Here is a 16,648-nt window from a genome sequence, read left to right on the forward strand (position 1 = left end):
AAAATCAACGGGGATGTAGCAGAGGTAAACCCAGCTAGCAACATATTATCACCATGGGCACCTTATCCACAAAGCGTTCTATTTCAGATACTTAGCTTGGGTGCGACCCTTTTATACGGCTGATGAGGGTGAAAAATGTTACCAAACCGCAAGGTTTTGCGATTCCTGCAGCCATTTTCGCGTGTTTCGGCCTTGTGACGGAAGGTAGTACCGGCGTTGCGCTAGGCTGGCTTGAGCAGGCCATCCAGCGCCTTGATCTGACGGCGCCCTGTCGCTTTGGTGACGGTTCCGCTGGGCGGTCTGATTTGCTTTGTCGCCTCAACCATCAGAACGCCGCCTGCCATGATCGTCGGCAAGCGCTGGCCAGTTTTCTCTATCAGGCTGCCGGATTTCAACCAGAACCGACGGAAGGACGGAGGCAAATACAAGGCGGAACAATAGTTATCCGTCATAAAGTGATGCGCTCTTAGCTGGCTTTCCAACTGCGAGGCAGAATATGGTCGCCCGAATCCAAATGGCGTTCGATCGGTCCGTGACCACAGCCCCGCACGGTTTGGTACGATAAAAAGCGCCCGTCCACCGGGACCAAGCACACGCCAGCATTCCGCCAGCAATTCGGCGGGACGTTGTGACGTTTCAAGTCCATGCATCACCACCAGCTTGTCCACATGCCCCGTTTCAATCGGCCACAAGGTCTCTTCCGTCAAAACAGATACGTTGGGCATTCCCGCAGGCCAGGGCATCACCCCCTGCGGCCCGGGCATCAGCCCGATGACGCGGCGCGCATCTTTCAGGTAGGGCCGCAACAACGGCACAGCAAAGCCAAACCCTACGACGGTTTGACCTTTGGCCTCGGGCCACAGGTCAATCATTCGCCCACGAATGGCCGCCTGCGCCGCACGACCAAGAGTGCTGCGGTAGTAGAAATTCCTCAGATCCTGCACATCAAGATGCATTGCGGACACCTGGCCAATCGGATTAGCTGAGCGCAGTCTAGCAACGAAAGGGCAAAAGGCCATGCCTCTTGAGATCGTCACCATCCCATGTCTCAGCGATAACTACGCATTTCTGGCGCATGACGCGGTTAGCGGCAACACCGCATTAATCGACGCGCCTGAAAGCGGCCCGATTCTGTCAGAACTGGAACGACGTGACTGGGGCTTGTCTCATGTGTTGCTCACGCATCACCATTTCGACCATGTCGACGGGTTGCCGGCCATTTTGGAACAGCACCCGGCGACGGTGATCGGCGCGGCAGCCGACGCACATCGCCTGCCACCCTTGGATCAACAGGTCAATGACGGCGACAGTTTTGAAATCGGCGGGGAACCCGTCCTTGTTCTGGACGTTTCGGGGCATACTCTTGGTCATATCGCCTTTCACATGCCGCAAAGCGCGGTGGTCTTTACCGCCGACAGCCTGATGGCAATGGGTTGTGGACGCCTGTTTGAAGGCACCGCACCGCAGATGTGGGAATCGCTGTGTAAACTGAGCGCCTTGCCGGATGACACGCTGGTTTGTTCAGGGCACGAGTACACGCAGTCCAACGCCAAATTCGCTCTCACCGTCGATCCAGGAAATTCTGCGCTGCAGAAACGCGTCGCAGAAATTGACCGCACCCGAGCCGCCCAACAGCCTACAGTTCCCTCCACTCTGGCGCTGGAAAAGGCCACTAACCCCTTCCTGCGCGCTGCTGACCCGGCGATTCAGGCGCATCTGGGTATGGCAGGAGCCGAACCAGCCAAAATTTTTGCTGAAATCAGGGCTAGAAAAGATCGGTTTTGATACCTATTTCACCTACTTCACAGCCACGGTCACAACAAATGTGACTGTCAAGAGCAAGAAAACCCTTGAAGCCGGGCTCTGATCAACCAAACTCTAATAGTATGAGGACATGGTTGGGATGGGGATCCGGCCTTCAGCCCGCCCCCTTCTGACCCAAGACAGAGGAGCACCCGCGTGCCTTCATTCTCGAGCACACTAGAACAAGCCATCCACGCGGCCCTGGCGGCTGCGAATGAACGGCGACATGAATTCGCAACGCTGGAGCATCTGCTTCTGGCATTGTTGGAAGAGCCCGATGCGATCCGCGTGATGAAAGCCTGCAGCGTCGATCTTGACGAGTTGCGCAGCACTCTGGTGGAATTCATCGACGAAGACCTTTCGAACCTTGTCACCGATATTGACGGATCCGAGGCTGTACCGACAGCCGCTTTCCAACGTGTGATCCAGCGCGCTGCGATCCATGTTCAAAGTTCGGGCCGGACCGAAGTGACCGGGGCGAATGTTCTGGTCGCAATCTTTGCCGAACGCGAAAGCAACGCAGCCTATTTCCTGCAGGAACAGGATATGACCCGGTACGATGCGGTGAATTTCATCGCCCATGGTGTGGCCAAGGACCCGGCCTACGGCGAAAGCCGTTCGGTATCGGGCGCGGATCAGGCGGAAGAGGAATCTCCGGCAAGCACTGCCGATGGCGAGCAAAAAGAAAGCGCGCTGGGGAAATACTGCATCGACCTGAACGCGAAATCGCGCGCGGGCGATATCGACCCGCTGATCGGTCGTGCTGATGAGGTTGAGCGCTGCATTCAGGTGTTATGCCGCCGGCGCAAGAACAACCCGCTTCTAGTCGGTGATCCGGGCGTTGGCAAAACCGCAATCGCAGAGGGACTGGCATTTAAGATCATTTCTGGCGAGGCCCCCGATGTCCTGTCAGAAACCACCATCTATTCGCTGGATATGGGTGCATTGCTGGCGGGCACCCGCTATCGCGGTGATTTCGAAGAACGCCTGAAAGCGGTCGTGACCGAGCTTGAGGATCACCCAGACGCGGTTCTGTTCATTGATGAAATCCACACCGTCATCGGTGCCGGTGCCACCTCGGGCGGGGCAATGGATGCCTCGAACCTGCTGAAACCGGCCCTGCAGGGTGGAAAACTGCGCACTATGGGTTCGACCACCTACAAAGAGTTTCGCCAGCATTTCGAAAAGGATCGCGCGCTGAGCCGCAGGTTCCAGAAAATCGATGTGAATGAGCCTTCGGTTGAAGACAGCGTGAAAATCCTGCGCGGTCTGAAGCCCTATTTCGAAAAGCATCACGAGATCAAATATACAGCCGACGCGATTAAAACCGCGGTCGAGTTGTCAGCACGCTACATCAATGACCGCAAGCTGCCCGACAAGGCGATCGACGTGATTGACGAAGCCGGTGCAGCCCAGCATCTGGTTGCTGAAAGCAAGCGCCGCAAGACCATCGGTGTCAAAGAGATTGAGGCCGTTGTTGCCAAGATCGCCCGGATTCCACCCAAGAACGTCACCAAGGACGATGCCGAGGTTCTGAAAGACCTTGAAAAGTCGCTCAAACGGGTGGTCTTCGGACAAGACGTGGCGATTGAGGCGCTCTCCAGCGCCATCAAACTGGCGCGCGCCGGTCTGCGCGAGCCGGAAAAGCCCATCGGCAACTATCTGTTTGCTGGCCCAACCGGTGTGGGAAAGACCGAAGTCGCGAAACAGCTGGCGGATACGCTGGGAGTGGAACTGCTGCGTTTTGATATGTCGGAATACATGGAGAAACACGCGGTCAGCCGCCTGATCGGTGCGCCTCCGGGCTATGTCGGGTTCGACCAAGGCGGTTTGCTGACTGATGGTGTCGACCAGCATCCGCATTGCGTTCTGCTGCTGGATGAGATCGAAAAAGCCCACCCGGACGTGTTCAACATCCTGCTGCAAGTGATGGACCACGGAGAGCTGACCGACCACAATGGTCGCACGGTGAACTTCCGCAACGTGGTGCTGATCATGACCTCGAATGCGGGGGCGCAAGAACAGGCAAAGGCGGCCATCGGCTTTGCCCGCGACCGCCGCGAAGGTGAGGATACCGCCGCGATCGAACGTATGTTCACGCCGGAATTCCGCAACCGTCTGGATGCTGTCATTTCCTTCGCGCCGCTGCCGAAAGAGGTCATCCTGCAGGTGGTCGAGAAGTTCGTGCTGCAGCTTGAAGCACAGCTACTGGACCGCAATGTGACCATCGACCTGACGCCAAAAGCCGCCGAATGGCTGGCCGACAAAGGCTATGACGACAAGATGGGCGCACGCCCATTGGGACGCGTCATTCAGGAACACATCAAGAAACCTCTGGCCGAGGAGCTGCTGTTCGGCAAGCTGGCCAAGGGCGGTGTCGTTCGCGTCTCGGTCAAGAAGGGAGAGCTGGATCTGGACATTTTTGGCCCCGATCAACCGCGCATCCCTGGCGACAAACCCCCGCTTCTGACTGCAGATTAAAAGCAGCGCATCAAATCAAAGCCCGGCTTCTACGCCGGGCTTTTTTCTTGCCCGAGCCGAGCCACCTGTCTCAAAAGAAAATCTCAGGGGCGCCCGGAAAACCACCCAACTCTGACAATGGGCCTTCCTTGCTGCAATCAGCGCTCGGTCAGCTTCAATTCGATCCGGCGATTCTGAGCGCGCGCTTCTGGGGTGTTTGCGGGGTTGAAGGGTTGGAATTCACCAAAGCCATTGGCCGCCAGACGTTGCGGTGGAATACCCAGCGCATCGACCATATAACGGACAACCGACAAGGCGCGTCCCTGGCTAAGCTCCCAGTTGTCCCGATAGCGGCCAGTTCCGGCCAGCGGGACATTGTCGGTATGGCCGTCCACGCGAATAACCCAGTTCAGGCCTTCGGGAATTTCAGCCGCGACACTGCGCAGTATATTGGCCACCTTGGCGATCTCAAGCTGACCCTTGGGCGACAGCACTGCTGATCCTGTATCGAACAGTACTTCGGACGAGAACACAAACCGATCGCCTTCGATCCGAACGCCTTCCTGATTACCCAGCACATCGCGCAACCGACCGAAGAATTCCGAGCGATATCGCTGAAGATCCTCGGCCTGCGCCGTAAGTTCTTGGTTCTGACCCGAAAGAGCCTCGGCCTCGGCCTCAAGCCGGGCGCGCTCGGCCTCTTCCAACAGACGACGACGACGCTCTTCCGAGGCGGCGCGGGCGAGTGCGGCGTTCAGATCCTGACCCAATGTTTGAATACGAATATCTGCGGCGGCGTTGCGGTCTACGTAATCGTCCAGCAGGGCCTGCAATCCACCCAACTGCTCGCGCAGGGCTGCCATCTGCTGGTTCAGCAAGGCAGTCTGACGCTGCGCCTTGGCTGAAACGGCTTTCTCGGCAGAGATTGCCTCACGCGCAACGGCCAGCAAGGCTGCGCGTTCTTCGGCCAATGTACGCTGTATCTGCTCCGCTGTCAGAGCGTCAGTTTGGGCGGCCAATGCCGCTTGCAGCTGGGCCTGCAACTCCTGACTATCAAGTTCACCAAATTGCCGCTCAAGCTCGGCCTTGGCAGCTTGCGCAGCGGCCAACAGGGTCAGGGTTTCTTCGGCTTGCTTGCGTTGCGCTTCCAGAGCCAGCGTCATAGCGGTCAGTTCCGCATCCGCGTCCTGCAGACGATTGCGCAGGTTTTCGGCAGCCGCAGCTTCGGCCAGGCGCGCGGCCTCTTCGGCGTCAAGCTGGCCTTCAAGCTCGGTGACCAATGCGGCCTGCGCGGCCTCATTTTGTTCCAGATCCGCCACCAACGCTTCAAGCGCTTCGCGGCGGGCAGCATCAAGCCGGGCGGCCTCGGCCTGGGCATCGACCTCGGCACGACTTTGGGCAAGGGCCAGGTTCAGGGCCTCTTGTTCATTCAGCAATTCCGAACGCTCAGATTCCAGTGAGGCGATAACCCCCAGCGACCGCTCTTGATCGGCCAACAGAGATGCGACCTGTGCTTCGAATGACGTGATCCTGGTTTCCGCCTGCGCCAGATCTTCCTCGGCCTGCGTCAGGGTCGCATTCAGCGCCCCTAACCGGGCCTGAAGGCGGCTGTTTTTCCGTTCTTCCAACCCAAGCGCACCGGCAAGGGCCGCCACTTCGCCGGACAGAGCGGTCAGTTCATCCTCTTGCCCCGAAATCGTCTCGCGCAGCACGAATTGCACCACCATGAAGATGGTCAACACAAAGGTCAGAACCATCAACAGCCCGGTCATCGCATCCACGAAACCCGGCCAGACCGACCCCTGAAACCGCTGACCTGTGCGACGGGACAGAGCCATGGATTACTCTCCTTCCGGAGCGGTTCGAACGGCGCCTCTGGGCAATGTAAGAGCTTTGACCAACAGTTCGATGTCCTTGCGCAGCTCGCTCATGCTTTCTTGGCGGCCTGCAGAAATTTCTTCGAGGATACGCAGCAACTGAACATCCATCGAGCGCAGGCGCATGCGGCTTTCTGCGTCTATTCCTTCGCTGGTCCCCTGTTCCCGCAGATGATCCAGCAGAGCGTCCTGCCCCAGTGCGACACGTTCCAGCGCAGCGGTGACATTCTCGGTCTCAGACTGACGCTGGTTCATATCTCCGATTGCGCCGACAAGATGCCCCAGCTTGCCCGACAGCTCGGCCCGGTCGGTTTCCTGCGCCGAAAACAAGTCCTGCAGGGCGTTCATCTGTTCGGACATTGCATCCAGAACCGGTGTCAGAACCGCCAGTTCGGTGCTGCTGCCGTCATCGCCTGCTGCAAAGCCGACACGGGTGATCGAGGACAACCATTCTTCGAGCTCTCGATAAAACCGGTTCTGCCCGTGGCCCGCGAACAGTTCCAGCAACCCCACAATCAGCGATCCGGCAAGGCCCAGCAACGAAGACCCAAAGGCCACGCCCATTCCCTGCAGTTGGGTTTCAAGGCCAACCATCAGGCGATTGAACACCGCCAGCCCTTCTTCGCCATCCTGCGGATTGAGACTGCGGATCGTGTCGACAATAGCGGGGACCGTCGTGGCCAAACCAAAAAACGTTCCCAAAAGCCCAAGATAGATCAGAACATTGGTGATATAACGCGTGATCTCACGCTCTTCCTCGACCCTTTCGGCCACCGAATCCAAAATAGACCGGGTCGAACTGGAACTGATCTGCGACCGCGCACCCCGGTCCCGCAGCAGCGACGCCAGCGGTGCCAAAAGCTGAGGCGTGCGCGCGTCCTCATGAACAACGCCACCAACGAAGGACTCGATCCAGCGCACCGAACCGATCAACTGTGTCACCTGATAAAAACAGGCAATTACGCCGACGAAAAATACCAGAAGGATAAAACCGTTCAGATACGGGTTTGCATAGAAAACCGGCAAAACGTAAGGCAGCGCCATGAAGATGCCCATACCAGCCAAGCCGATCGCCACAAGCATCGTTACGATCTGACGAATGGGTTGCGAGAAATGCGGTCTCGCGCCCTGTTGTGCCTGCGCCATGCGCGTTTTTCCCGGTTCTTTTCTGCTCTGACGCGAATCTACCGAAAATCTGCCGGTGACGCCAAGGGTTTATGAGGTAATGCTTCGCACCCGTTGCGCTAACCACTCAAGATCGGGATCACGCAGACCAATCTCGGTCAGATGTTCAGCTGTGTTATAAAGGTATTCGGTATTTGGACCACGCCCGCCGACAGCATGGGCAATGATCTGCGCCTGGTCTTCCAACGGCATGCCCCCGCAATACTGCACGTGATCTGCGTCGATAACATAGGTGACTGCCGTTACGACCTCGTCCGTTTCCAAATGCACATCCAGCATCTTTTCGACATAGGCCGACGAGATCAGCTCGCGCTCGCGCAGTTCATGCAAGGTACGCTCTTCGTGGCCTGCTTCGACGGCGAGGGCCAGACCTTTGCACAGGGTGTTTTGCTGTTCATCCAACGCCAGAACAAGGCCGGGTTTCTCTTCGGTTCCGCGGTGATGAATCGAACTCATGCAGAAAGACCGCGCATATCCATTCAGGGTTGCGCGTTCGCTGCGGGACACGGGAAAGCCGGGATTCCACAGCAGCGACCCATATCCGAAAACCCACATCGTCATAGCACTGGTCCTTGCCCGTTTGCGCCTATAAACATCAATTTCAAGGCGGGAAAAAGGGCCATTAGCAATGCGCGGGCTAATACGAGTAGTCATTTTCATCACTGCGATCTGGAGCGCCTATTGGTTCGTCGCCGGATATGGATTGCGCAACGCGATCACAACATGGTTCGACAACCAACAAGAAAGAGGCTGGCTGGCCGATTTTTCGGACGTAGCCACAGCAGGCTATCCGTTCAACCACCTCACCCGACTGAACAGCCCCGCACTGGCCGACCCGGTCAACGGCACCGCCTGGAGCGCCGACTGGATCGAATTCCAAAGCCCCGCGATCTGGCCGGGTCGGCAAGTTCTGCGTTTCGCGGAAACGCCGCAGCTGCTGTCCTATTTCGATCAAACGTCGACCATCGTTGCAGCTGACCTGCAGGCCGAGCTGCAGTTGCAACCTGGTGTCGCGCTGGTGCTAGAGAAAATGTCTCTGACTGCCGGACCATGGTCTATTGCCGATGGCGCTGATTTGCTGGCTGCCGGGACCACCCTTGGTCTGGTGATGGAGCAGACCGAAAACCCCCAAGCCTATGCGATCAACGCGCGGATTGACGGCTTTGCCCCCGGCGATGATCTGCGCGCGATGATGCATTCCGCCACCACCCTGCCCCAAACATTCGACGCGCTGGAATTGGATATGGTCGCCACTTTTGACAAACCCTGGGACCGATCCGCCTTGGAGCAAAGCCGGCCTCAGCCCACCCGGATCGACCTGCGTCTGGCCGAGATGAAATGGGGTGCCTTACGCCTATTTGCAGCCGGAGAGCTGGACGTGGACGATCAGGGCATTCCAACTGGCGAGATCTCGATCAAGGCCGAAAACTGGCGTGAGATGATCGCCATGGCAAACGCCGCAGGGGCCCTGCCCGATCAGGCGGTTGATCCGGTGACACGTGCGTTGAAATTCATGGCCGGTCTGGGGGGCAATCCCGATGCGCTGGATCTGCAGTTGAACTTTCAGCAGGGCTATGTGGCGCTTGGCCCGCTGCCCCTTGGTCCGGCGCCGCGCCTTATCCTGCGTTAACGGCAGTAGGGGCCGCTGCGATACCGGGCCGTGTCCAAATGGAAATGATCCCGGTGATAGCGGTCTGAATTCGGACCCAATACCGTTCCGAACGGCCCGCAGGCGGCGCGCCAGATCTTGGTCAGTTGCTTCTTTGACGGGTTCTTGCGCCAACCGTTCAGAACGGTCACAACCTCGCCATTCGCCATCTTGAAACCTGATATGTCTATGGCCCGGCCCTTACCGTGTTCCGATATCCGCGCACCCTTGCGGTTGTTGCGCGTTCGGCATGCGTAGTGGGCCGCGACCTGCAGTTCGACAACGGGACCGCGCCTTTTGAAGGTGGGCTTCACGCTTTTCTCGACCCATTGGTTCAGCGCAATTGCTGTGCCGCAATCCATGGTGGACGGACGGCTAAGCGCCACACCAGAAACTGAGGTGATCTGTACCGCTTCTTTGATCCCGCAGGCTTTGATCTTGCCGGGAACACTACCCACCGGCTTGCCCTGAATTTCGATATTCCCGCAGACCGATGTTTTGCGCAGCTTACGCTTTTTGAACAGCACCTGCTGTACCAGCGTATTCGGCTGCAACTCTGGCTGCATCCCGACCGGAGCGGCAAAGGCCAGAACCGGTTGGTCATCGGGGGTCAACCGGTGTTCAGATGGCGTTGCATTCCCCATTGTGGCACCAAGTACCAACCACCCAATCGACAGACCGCTCCAGCCGCGCCTCATGGGTTGGTATTCCCGCGACCAAAATCCGGCGCGTCCGTATCCTGCCCGGCATCAATGATCCCGCGCCGGATCGCACGTGTGCGCGTGAAATAATCGAACAGCTGATCGCCGTCACCTGTACGAATGGCCCGCTGCAGCGCAAACAGTTCTTCAGTGAAACGCCCCAATATCTCTAGCGTCGCATCCTTGTTGGTCAGAAACACATCGCGCCACATGGTCGGGTCCGAGGCCGCGATCCGGGTGAAATCCCGAAAGCCCGCGGCCGAGTATTTGATGACCTCGCTATCGGTCACACGGCGCAGATCATCCGCTACGCCGACCATCGTATAGGCGATAAGGTGTGGCGCATGGGATGTCACTGCAAGAACCAGATCATGGTGATCGGCATCCATCTCATCAACATTCGAACCCAAACCCGTCCACAATGAGCGTAGTCGCGCAACGGCCTCCGGGTCCGAGTCCTCTACCGGCACCAATAGGCACCACCGATTATCGAACAGCTCGGCAAATCCGGATTCAGGGCCGGAATGCTCGGTCCCGGCCAGCGGATGCGCAGGAATGAAATGAACATCCTGCGGGATGTGAGGTGAGACATCCTGAATGACGTGTCGCTTGACCGAACCCACGTCCGAAACGGTCGCGCCCGACTTCAGGGCAGGCGCAATCTCCTGCGCTACCGCGCCCATCGCGCCAACAGGCACGCACAGAACTACAAGGTCTGCCCCCTCAACGGCCTCTTGCGCGGTGTCACAGATCCGGTCGCATAGGCCAATCTTGCGCGCTGTGTCGCGCGTGGCCTCGGACCGGGCATAGCCGGTTACTTCGGCGGCCAATCCAGCACGTTTAATCGCCCAGAACATCGACGATGCGATCAGGCCCAACCCGATCAGCGCAACGCGGTCATATACCTGGCTCATGCGGCGCCCCCTTTGAAAGCGGTTATGGCCGCAACGACACGGCGACAAGCCTCCTCGTCCCCAACCGTGATCCGAAGAGCATTTGGCAGGTTATATCCCGCGACGCGGCGCACGATCAAACCCTGTGTCTTGAGGTAATCGTCGCACGCTTCGGCCTCGGCCTGATCCTTAAAGCGGGCGAGAATAAAATTGGTGCTGGACGCATCCGAAGATACGCCGATTTTGGACAACTGGGCCGAAAGCCAAACCCGCAAGCGTGCATTTTCGCTGTGGCAAAAGGTCAGGTACTCTTCGTCCTTTATGGCGGCTTCGGCAGCAGCCAACGCAGTCAGCGACAGGTTAAAGGGCTGGCGTACCCGGTTCAGCACATCAATGATCTCTTGCGCCGCATAGCCCCAACCGACCCGCATCCCGCCCAGTCCATAGATCTTGGAAAAGGTCCGCGTCATGATCACATTCTCGAACCGATCCACCAGAGCGCGGCCTCCGTCGAACCCTTCGACAAACTCGGCATAGGCGCCATCAATCACCATCAGACAGGTCTGCGGCAAGCTTTCGGCCAGTCGGATAAGATCAGCCTCGGGGATCATGGTCGATGTCGGATTGCCCGGATTGGTCACGAACACGATCCGGGTCTGGTCAGTCACAGCGGCAAGAATGTTGTCCACATCCACGTGACGATCGGTTTCAGGCACCATCACCGGAGTTGCCCCCGCCATCCGAGCGATGATCGGGTACATCGAAAATCCGTGTTCGGTATAGATAACCTCATCCCCCGGACCGGCATAAGCCTGTGCCACGAATTGCAGCACCTCGTCACTGCCCACGCCGCAGATAATTCGCGCCGGGTCCAGCCCGTGGCGTTCGCCAATAGCCATACGCAGACTGGCGTGATCTGTACTGGGATACCGGTTCAGGGTGGCCGCACTGTCACGTACTGCCTCGATCGCTTTGGGGCTGGGGCCAAAGGGGTTTTCGTTCGAGCTCAACTTGATCACATGGTCGACCCCCGCCACCTTCGACTGGCCGCCCTGATAAAGCGCGATGTCCATAATGCCGGGTTGAGGGGTGATCTGGGTCATAAGAGGCTCCGTATTTAGAAGCCCCTCATACCCGTCTCAAAGCGTTGAGAAAAGCGGCAATTCCCTTATGCCGCCTTGAAGCGGGCTGTCGCCGGGTCGGCGTTGTAAAAGGGAGTAAACTCTTCGGTCCGCCGGGACAGGTCATTGACGCTGTCGATGATGAAGCGGACAGTCTCTTGGGACATCAGATATGAAAAGTTCAGACGCACCCAACCGGGTTTTTTCAACTCTTCACCAGCACCAAGCGCCGCATGCAACTGCTCCGAGGCTGCACGATCAATACCCAGCAACCGATGCGCATAGGGCCCGGCACAAGCACACCCGCCCCGCGCTTGAATGCCATAAACATCACTCAGCATCCGGGTGAATAACTGCTGGTGCACCGGCTGACCTTTACTGTTATGAACAAGAAAGGAAAAAATCGGCAACCGATGTGGATTGTCCGCGCCCAACAAGGTCAGACCTGGGTTATCTCCCCACCCTTCCAATGCCATCTGGTTATAAAGCGCCTCGCGCCTTGCGATTTCGTCTGCGCCTACCGCATCCTTGACCATGAAAGCCAACGCGGCACGGATGTCGCCTAAGACATTCGGCGTTCCCGCCTCTTCGCGCGTTGCAAGATCGGCGCTGTAGTCATGCCCCCAAGGGGACACGAAACTCACAGTGCCACCACCGGGCCAGCTGGGGCATGTGCGCTGCACAACGTTTTGATTGACGATCAATACACCAGACGCTCCGGGTCCACCGGCAAATTTATGAGGAGAGACCACGATCGCATCCTTGCGCGCATCCGCCGGGCCCATTTCCATTGGCAGATAAGGCCCACCGCCCGCATAATCCCAAACCGCTACAGCACCATTAGCCTTAAGCAGCCGCGTAACCGGGTCGGGATCAGTGATTATGCCCGTCACGTTCGAAGCGGCCGAAAATGACCCGATGATCAGATCCGAGTCCGCGTTTTCAACCAAGGCACGCTCTAAAGCCGACAGATCGACACCCCCTTCGGATGCTTCGGGGATTTCAATCACCAGCGCTTTGCTTTCCCGCCACGGCAAGATGTTCGAATGGTGCTCATATGGGCCGATCATTACCACTGGTCGTGCTGCGGCCTCGATCCCCAACAGATTGACCAGCCGGTTGAGACCCGCTGTAGCGCCCGATCCGGTAAAAATCACCGCATCATTTTCCCCGGCGCCAACAATCCGGGAGATTTCCGCACGGGCCTCGCGGCGCAGTCGGGTCATGTAGGCCCCGCAATAAGACGCCTCGGTGTGGCTGTTGGCATAAAACGGCAACACATGCGCGGCCACAAAATCCTCGACCTGCTTCAATGCGCGGCCCGACGCAACATAATCCGCGTAAACCAAAGGTATGTCCCCGCGCAGCCCCGGGATCATAACATTCTCGCCGATTAAGCCATCGCGCAACGTGTCGCTACGAACAGCAGCTTCAATGTCAGAACGAAATTGGGAAAGTGTCATTATATGGACTCCGAAGTTTCCCAACAAATATGATTGATATGTGTTGTGTATATAATGCATATTTTTAGATGGTTTTCATAAATCATGTGTCATATGATTTGGAATGTCAAAAAATCTAGATCATATTGACCACCGCCTGCTGCGTGAATTGCAAACCGACGCTACGCTGTCCCAACGAGAACTGGCCGACCGCATCGGGCTGTCGCAAAACGCCTGCTGGCGTCGGCTGAAGGCCCTGAATGATCAGGGCGTCATCATCGGATCGACGGCGCAAATCGCGCGCGAAAAACTAGGGCTGAGCCTTGTGGTCTTCGTCATGCTGCGTACGCGGCACCACTCGGCCGAGTGGTTACAGGCCTTTCGCAGACATGTTCTGACGATACCAGAGGTCGTGGACTTTCACCGCATTGGCGGCGACTACGACTATCAGCTCAAGGTTGTTACGCAGGATATGGCTTCGTACGACAAGGTCTATCAACGCCTCATCGAAAAAGTCGAGCTGGACAGCGTAACCTCATATTTCGCGATGGAGGCAATTGCAGAAGGACGACCCTTGCCAATCTGATCCGCTCTTTATTTGGCCAAAAAAATTGCTCGGGGGGCATCGCGGCTGGTCGTGATTGGGGGCAGAGTCCCCTAAAACGAAAAAGGCCGCGCAACCGCGCGGCCTTTCGAATTTCGATTTCGGCGAAGATTAGTTCTTCGCGTAGAATTCGACAACCAGGTTCGGTTCCATCATGACAGGGTAAGGCACATCGCCCAGACCCGGTGCGCGCACGAAAGTCGCGGTCATTTTCGAGTGGTCGGCGTCGATGTAATCAGGAACATCACGCTCGGCCAGAGCAGCAGCTTCAAGAACAACGGCCAGTTGCTTGGACTTGTCACGTACTTCGATGACGTCGCCTTCTTTGACACGGTAGCTGGGGATGTTGACCCGCTTGCCGTTCACTGTGACGTGGCCGTGGTTCACGAACTGACGCGCGGCGAACACGGTCGCGACGAATTTGGCGCGATAGACAACGGCGTCCAGACGGCGTTCCAGCAGACCAATCAGGTTTTCACCGGTATCGCCGTTGACACGAACAGCTTCGGCATAGATGCGGCGGAACTGCTTTTCGGTCAGGTCGCCATAGTAGCCCTTCAGCTTCTGCTTGGCACGCAGCTGCAGACCGAAGTCAGACAGTTTGCCTTTCCGGCGCTGACCGTGCTGACCAGGGCCGTATTCACGACGGTTGACCGGGGATTTCGGACGACCCCAGATGTTTTCGCCCATCCGGCGGTCGATTTTGTACTTGGCAGACGTGCGTTTGGTCACGGCTGATCTCCTTCTTAAGGTCGAGGCCCTGATAGGCCACTATGAAGGGCGTTGTCCTCTTGAGGTTTCCCTCATGACAGGCCTCCCCTTGCGGGGGCCACCAACACCAATGAAGCCGCGCTTATATCCGCAGCGCTGGCAGAGTCAACATGCCGAACGGACGGAACCGAAACTTTCTGAAATTCAATTCAAAGACGGCACCACTAACGGGATTTACTCCGCTAAAGTGGCACCGTTTACAGTTGCGCGTAGGTTCGCGACACCAGTGTACTGGAACTGAGTGGCCTTGCGATGAAACGCGACGACAGTTCCGTCCTGCTCTGCAACTTCACCACTCTGATGCTTGATCTGAGTATATGCGCTGATCCAGAATTCCTGATCGCGTGAAGGACAGCCGCTTTCAAACACCAGCGACGGGCTTTCATCATCATCGGAAACGACCAGTAACGCTGAAAACCGTTGCGCCCCGTTCATAAGCTCGAGCGTTCCGACGACATTATCCGAAAAAGTCGTGGCAGGAATAACGCGCCCGATTGTACCTGATGCAAATGCGTTTTTACGCCCGACAACTTCAGCGCTGCCTGCCAGCATCGATGCCTGACCGCGCCAGGACCAGGCCGACCCTACATTTAAAAATGCCAGAGGCGCCGCCTCTAGCCCATCAATCTCTGTCTGCAACCATGAAATGGCAACACGACCGTTTACCCCGGTATTCATTTTACCGCCCGTACCCCTCAACAAATCACTGCCCGATGGCCAAGGGTTTATCAGTGACGATTCCGGCAGAAAAGGGACGGAATTGCAGCAATCACGAGAATGTTGCAGAACAGAATCAGAATCCGGATGCAGAAATCCGCGTTTCAAAGACTTAAAGGATCATACTGAGCCCGAATATCGGTCTGCCCTGCATTCGGTCTGATCAGGCTTTTTTCGATTCGCCAACCACAGCGGATTTAGATTTCAAAGGCGTGCGCCCTAATCGGCACACTGCACGAGCTGTCAGTTCACCAGCCCCCGATCCGCCATTCCACCGGAAAAGCGGAGGCTGCGGATATCTTCCGGCATCGTCTTGTACTGGTCTCGAAAAGCACGTTTCAGTGACGTTGTAGACGAAAACCCTGTGGCGGTGGCAATCTCGATTTGTGGCAAATCCGTAAACCGCAGCAGGCTATGCGCACGTTCCAAACGCAATTCTCGGTATGTGGCCAAGAGCTTTGCCCCCGTCTTGTTCAGAAACCGTCTCTGAAGCTGCCGGGTTGAAGTGCCGACCATGTTCGAAAGATCCGTGATCCTGAGTGGCTCTTCGACATGGTTCAGCATTGCCTCAACCGCTGACATAACCAGGTGATCCCCGCCCGCACGATGGATCAAGCGATTGGCAAGCTGGCTTTCGCAGTCCCGCTTGGGCTCGGACAGGCCGATAAACCCGCGTAGGTTATCTGCCATATTCTCACCATGGTCCAACGAAACAAAATCCGCCAACAAACGCAGCGTACTTAGACGTGTCGTCGCGCTATGCGTGCGCCCGCGCGCCGCCAGATATGTGCCTGTACCACAGTTGGTCAAACTTGCTTCACGCGCTGCTGCATCGAAGTTGGGGTGAATGGCCGCGACTGTTTTTTCCGACAATCTAATCTGGGCCAGCACAAGCACGGCACCACCGACAAGAATGGTCCGTGGCGAAAGGTTCAGAACTTGTGAGACCCATGTTCTTTCGGCGTCGGACAACGTCCAACAATCCGAAAAATCGCCCCAGAAAACAGCCGCTCTTCCGGTCCAGTACTGCGGTCCTCCTACGGACCCCGCACCAGCCAAACGCAGATTAACGACATAGGAATGGTCGCCGGTCAGGTCGCTCAGGGCATGATAAAATTCCCTGATCATCTCGGCCGAGGCAAATGCACTACTATCGCGCACGATCACATCGATGTTGTGGGTTCGCACGAACGCAGCAGAGGTTGGCTCAGCCAGATAGGCTTGGTCATTTTCGAAGATGCAATGCTTCATGTCTCCCCCGCTGAAAAGCCTGGGCCACAGGCAAAGGCATATGGCCCGGGATGGATCAGCCCGCGGACAGTGCGTGGGCTGATCTGGTTGTCGTCTGTTTACTCTGCGGCTTCTTCGTAAGCGTCCATTGGTGGGCATGTGCAGATGAGGTTTCGGTCTCCGTATGCGTTGTCGA

General features: G+C 57.2%; 15 protein-coding genes. 4 read left to right on the forward strand and 11 right to left on the reverse strand.

Going from position 1 to position 16,648, the window contains the following annotated elements; genetic code table 11:
* Positions 1-221 precede the first annotated feature (221 nt).
* A complete protein-coding gene (locus AC2FLG_RS14325) occupies positions 222-956 on the reverse strand; it encodes a class I SAM-dependent methyltransferase (protein ID WP_142636487.1) in 735 nt (244 codons plus the stop codon).
* Positions 957-1,017: 61 nt separating this feature from the next.
* Here AC2FLG_RS14325 and gloB point away from each other — a divergent pair, with 61 nt between their 5' ends.
* Together gloB and clpA are read left to right on the forward strand one after the other, a co-directional pair.
* The gene (gene gloB / locus AC2FLG_RS14330; protein WP_496706713.1) at positions 1,018-1,785 is read left to right on the forward strand and encodes a hydroxyacylglutathione hydrolase; all 768 of its coding nucleotides are present in this window, start codon (positions 1,018-1,020) and stop codon (positions 1,783-1,785) included.
* A gap of 174 nt (positions 1,786-1,959) precedes the next feature.
* On the forward strand, positions 1,960-4,284 hold the full coding sequence (gene clpA / locus AC2FLG_RS14335) for an ATP-dependent Clp protease ATP-binding subunit ClpA (protein WP_496693892.1): 2,325 nt from the start codon (positions 1,960-1,962) through the stop codon (positions 4,282-4,284).
* Positions 4,285-4,421: 137 nt separating this feature from the next.
* On the opposite strand, the gene AC2FLG_RS14340 is transcribed toward clpA, so the two are convergent.
* From AC2FLG_RS14340 to AC2FLG_RS14350, 3 genes are all read right to left on the reverse strand, one after another.
* Positions 4,422-6,101, reverse strand: a complete 1,680-nt coding sequence (locus AC2FLG_RS14340; RefSeq protein ID WP_496706715.1) for a peptidoglycan -binding protein — start codon at positions 6,099-6,101, stop codon at positions 4,422-4,424.
* Positions 6,102-6,104: 3 nt separating this feature from the next.
* Complete coding sequence (locus AC2FLG_RS14345; protein ID WP_282021534.1) at positions 6,105-7,286, reverse strand: biopolymer transporter ExbB; 1,182 nt, start codon at positions 7,284-7,286, stop codon at positions 6,105-6,107.
* Positions 7,287-7,355: 69 nt separating this feature from the next.
* On the reverse strand, positions 7,356-7,886 hold the full coding sequence (locus AC2FLG_RS14350) for a gamma-glutamylcyclotransferase (RefSeq protein ID WP_496706717.1): 531 nt from the start codon (positions 7,884-7,886) through the stop codon (positions 7,356-7,358).
* 67 nt (positions 7,887-7,953) lie between these two features.
* Here AC2FLG_RS14350 and AC2FLG_RS14355 point away from each other — a divergent pair, with 67 nt between their 5' ends.
* On the forward strand, positions 7,954-8,955 hold the full coding sequence (locus tag AC2FLG_RS14355; RefSeq protein WP_496706718.1) for a DUF2125 domain-containing protein: 1,002 nt from the start codon (positions 7,954-7,956) through the stop codon (positions 8,953-8,955).
* Here the strand turns inward: AC2FLG_RS14355 and AC2FLG_RS14360 are convergent.
* The 4 genes from AC2FLG_RS14360 to AC2FLG_RS14375 form a co-directional block, all read right to left on the reverse strand.
* Positions 8,952-9,671 carry an extensin-like domain-containing protein gene (locus tag AC2FLG_RS14360; RefSeq protein WP_496706720.1) on the reverse strand — a complete coding sequence of 240 codons (720 nt, stop codon included), beginning with the start codon at positions 9,669-9,671 and terminating at the stop codon, positions 8,952-8,954. The genes AC2FLG_RS14355 and AC2FLG_RS14360 overlap by 4 nt on opposite strands.
* A complete protein-coding gene (locus AC2FLG_RS14365; RefSeq protein ID WP_496701473.1) occupies positions 9,668-10,588 on the reverse strand; it encodes a prephenate/arogenate dehydrogenase family protein in 921 nt (306 codons plus the stop codon). Before AC2FLG_RS14365 ends, AC2FLG_RS14360 begins: the two co-directional genes overlap by 4 nt.
* Positions 10,585-11,670, reverse strand: coding sequence for a histidinol-phosphate transaminase (hisC, locus tag AC2FLG_RS14370; protein WP_142636470.1), 1,086 nt, complete (start codon positions 11,668-11,670; stop codon positions 10,585-10,587). Before hisC ends, AC2FLG_RS14365 begins: the two co-directional genes overlap by 4 nt.
* A 65-nt stretch (positions 11,671-11,735) precedes the next feature.
* On the reverse strand, positions 11,736-13,151 hold the full coding sequence (locus AC2FLG_RS14375) for an aminotransferase class V-fold PLP-dependent enzyme (RefSeq protein ID WP_496706723.1): 1,416 nt from the start codon (positions 13,149-13,151) through the stop codon (positions 11,736-11,738).
* 103 nt (positions 13,152-13,254) lie between these two features.
* Here AC2FLG_RS14375 and AC2FLG_RS14380 point away from each other — a divergent pair, with 103 nt between their 5' ends.
* Positions 13,255-13,716, forward strand: coding sequence for an Lrp/AsnC family transcriptional regulator (locus AC2FLG_RS14380; RefSeq protein WP_142636466.1), 462 nt, complete (start codon positions 13,255-13,257; stop codon positions 13,714-13,716).
* Between the two features lie 129 nt (positions 13,717-13,845).
* On the opposite strand, the gene rpsD is transcribed toward AC2FLG_RS14380, so the two are convergent.
* The 3 genes from rpsD to AC2FLG_RS14395 form a co-directional block, all read right to left on the reverse strand.
* Entirely contained in the window at positions 13,846-14,466 is a 621-nt protein-coding gene (rpsD, locus tag AC2FLG_RS14385) for a 30S ribosomal protein S4 (protein WP_058279997.1), read from the reverse strand.
* Between the two features lie 213 nt (positions 14,467-14,679).
* The gene (locus AC2FLG_RS14390; RefSeq protein ID WP_496706725.1) at positions 14,680-15,183 is read right to left on the reverse strand and encodes a hypothetical protein; all 504 of its coding nucleotides are present in this window, start codon (positions 15,181-15,183) and stop codon (positions 14,680-14,682) included.
* 282 nt (positions 15,184-15,465) lie between these two features.
* Entirely contained in the window at positions 15,466-16,473 is a 1,008-nt protein-coding gene (locus AC2FLG_RS14395) for a helix-turn-helix domain-containing protein (protein ID WP_496706727.1), read from the reverse strand.
* Between the last annotated feature and the right edge of the window lie 175 nt (positions 16,474-16,648).

The sequence above is a fragment of the Ruegeria sp. CDSA193 genome, from assembly GCF_059611885.1.

Bases quoted from the DNA above. Each gene is read 5' to 3' on its own strand.
- AC2FLG_RS14325 (WP_142636487.1), bottom strand. From the start codon at position 956: ATGCATCTTGATGTGCAGGATCTGAGGAATTTCTACTACCGCAGCACT.
- gloB (WP_496706713.1), top strand. From the start codon at position 1,018: ATGCCTCTTGAGATCGTCACCATCCCATGTCTCAGCGATAACTACGCA.
- AC2FLG_RS14340 (WP_496706715.1), bottom strand. From the start codon at position 6,101: ATGGCTCTGTCCCGTCGCACAGGTCAGCGGTTTCAGGGGTCGGTCTGG.
- AC2FLG_RS14345 (WP_282021534.1), bottom strand. From the start codon at position 7,286: ATGGCGCAGGCACAACAGGGCGCGAGACCGCATTTCTCGCAACCCATT.
- AC2FLG_RS14350 (WP_496706717.1), bottom strand. From the start codon at position 7,886: ATGACGATGTGGGTTTTCGGATATGGGTCGCTGCTGTGGAATCCCGGC.
- AC2FLG_RS14355 (WP_496706718.1), top strand. From the start codon at position 7,954: ATGCGCGGGCTAATACGAGTAGTCATTTTCATCACTGCGATCTGGAGC.
- AC2FLG_RS14360 (WP_496706720.1), bottom strand. From the start codon at position 9,671: ATGAGGCGCGGCTGGAGCGGTCTGTCGATTGGGTGGTTGGTACTTGGT.
- AC2FLG_RS14365 (WP_496701473.1), bottom strand. From the start codon at position 10,588: ATGAGCCAGGTATATGACCGCGTTGCGCTGATCGGGTTGGGCCTGATC.
- hisC (WP_142636470.1), bottom strand. From the start codon at position 11,670: ATGACCCAGATCACCCCTCAACCCGGCATTATGGACATCGCGCTTTAT.
- AC2FLG_RS14375 (WP_496706723.1), bottom strand. From the start codon at position 13,151: ATGACACTTTCCCAATTTCGTTCTGACATTGAAGCTGCTGTTCGTAGC.
- AC2FLG_RS14380 (WP_142636466.1), top strand. From the start codon at position 13,255: ATGTCAAAAAATCTAGATCATATTGACCACCGCCTGCTGCGTGAATTG.
- AC2FLG_RS14390 (WP_496706725.1), bottom strand. From the start codon at position 15,183: ATGAATACCGGGGTAAACGGTCGTGTTGCCATTTCATGGTTGCAGACA.
- AC2FLG_RS14395 (WP_496706727.1), bottom strand. From the start codon at position 16,473: ATGAAGCATTGCATCTTCGAAAATGACCAAGCCTATCTGGCTGAGCCA.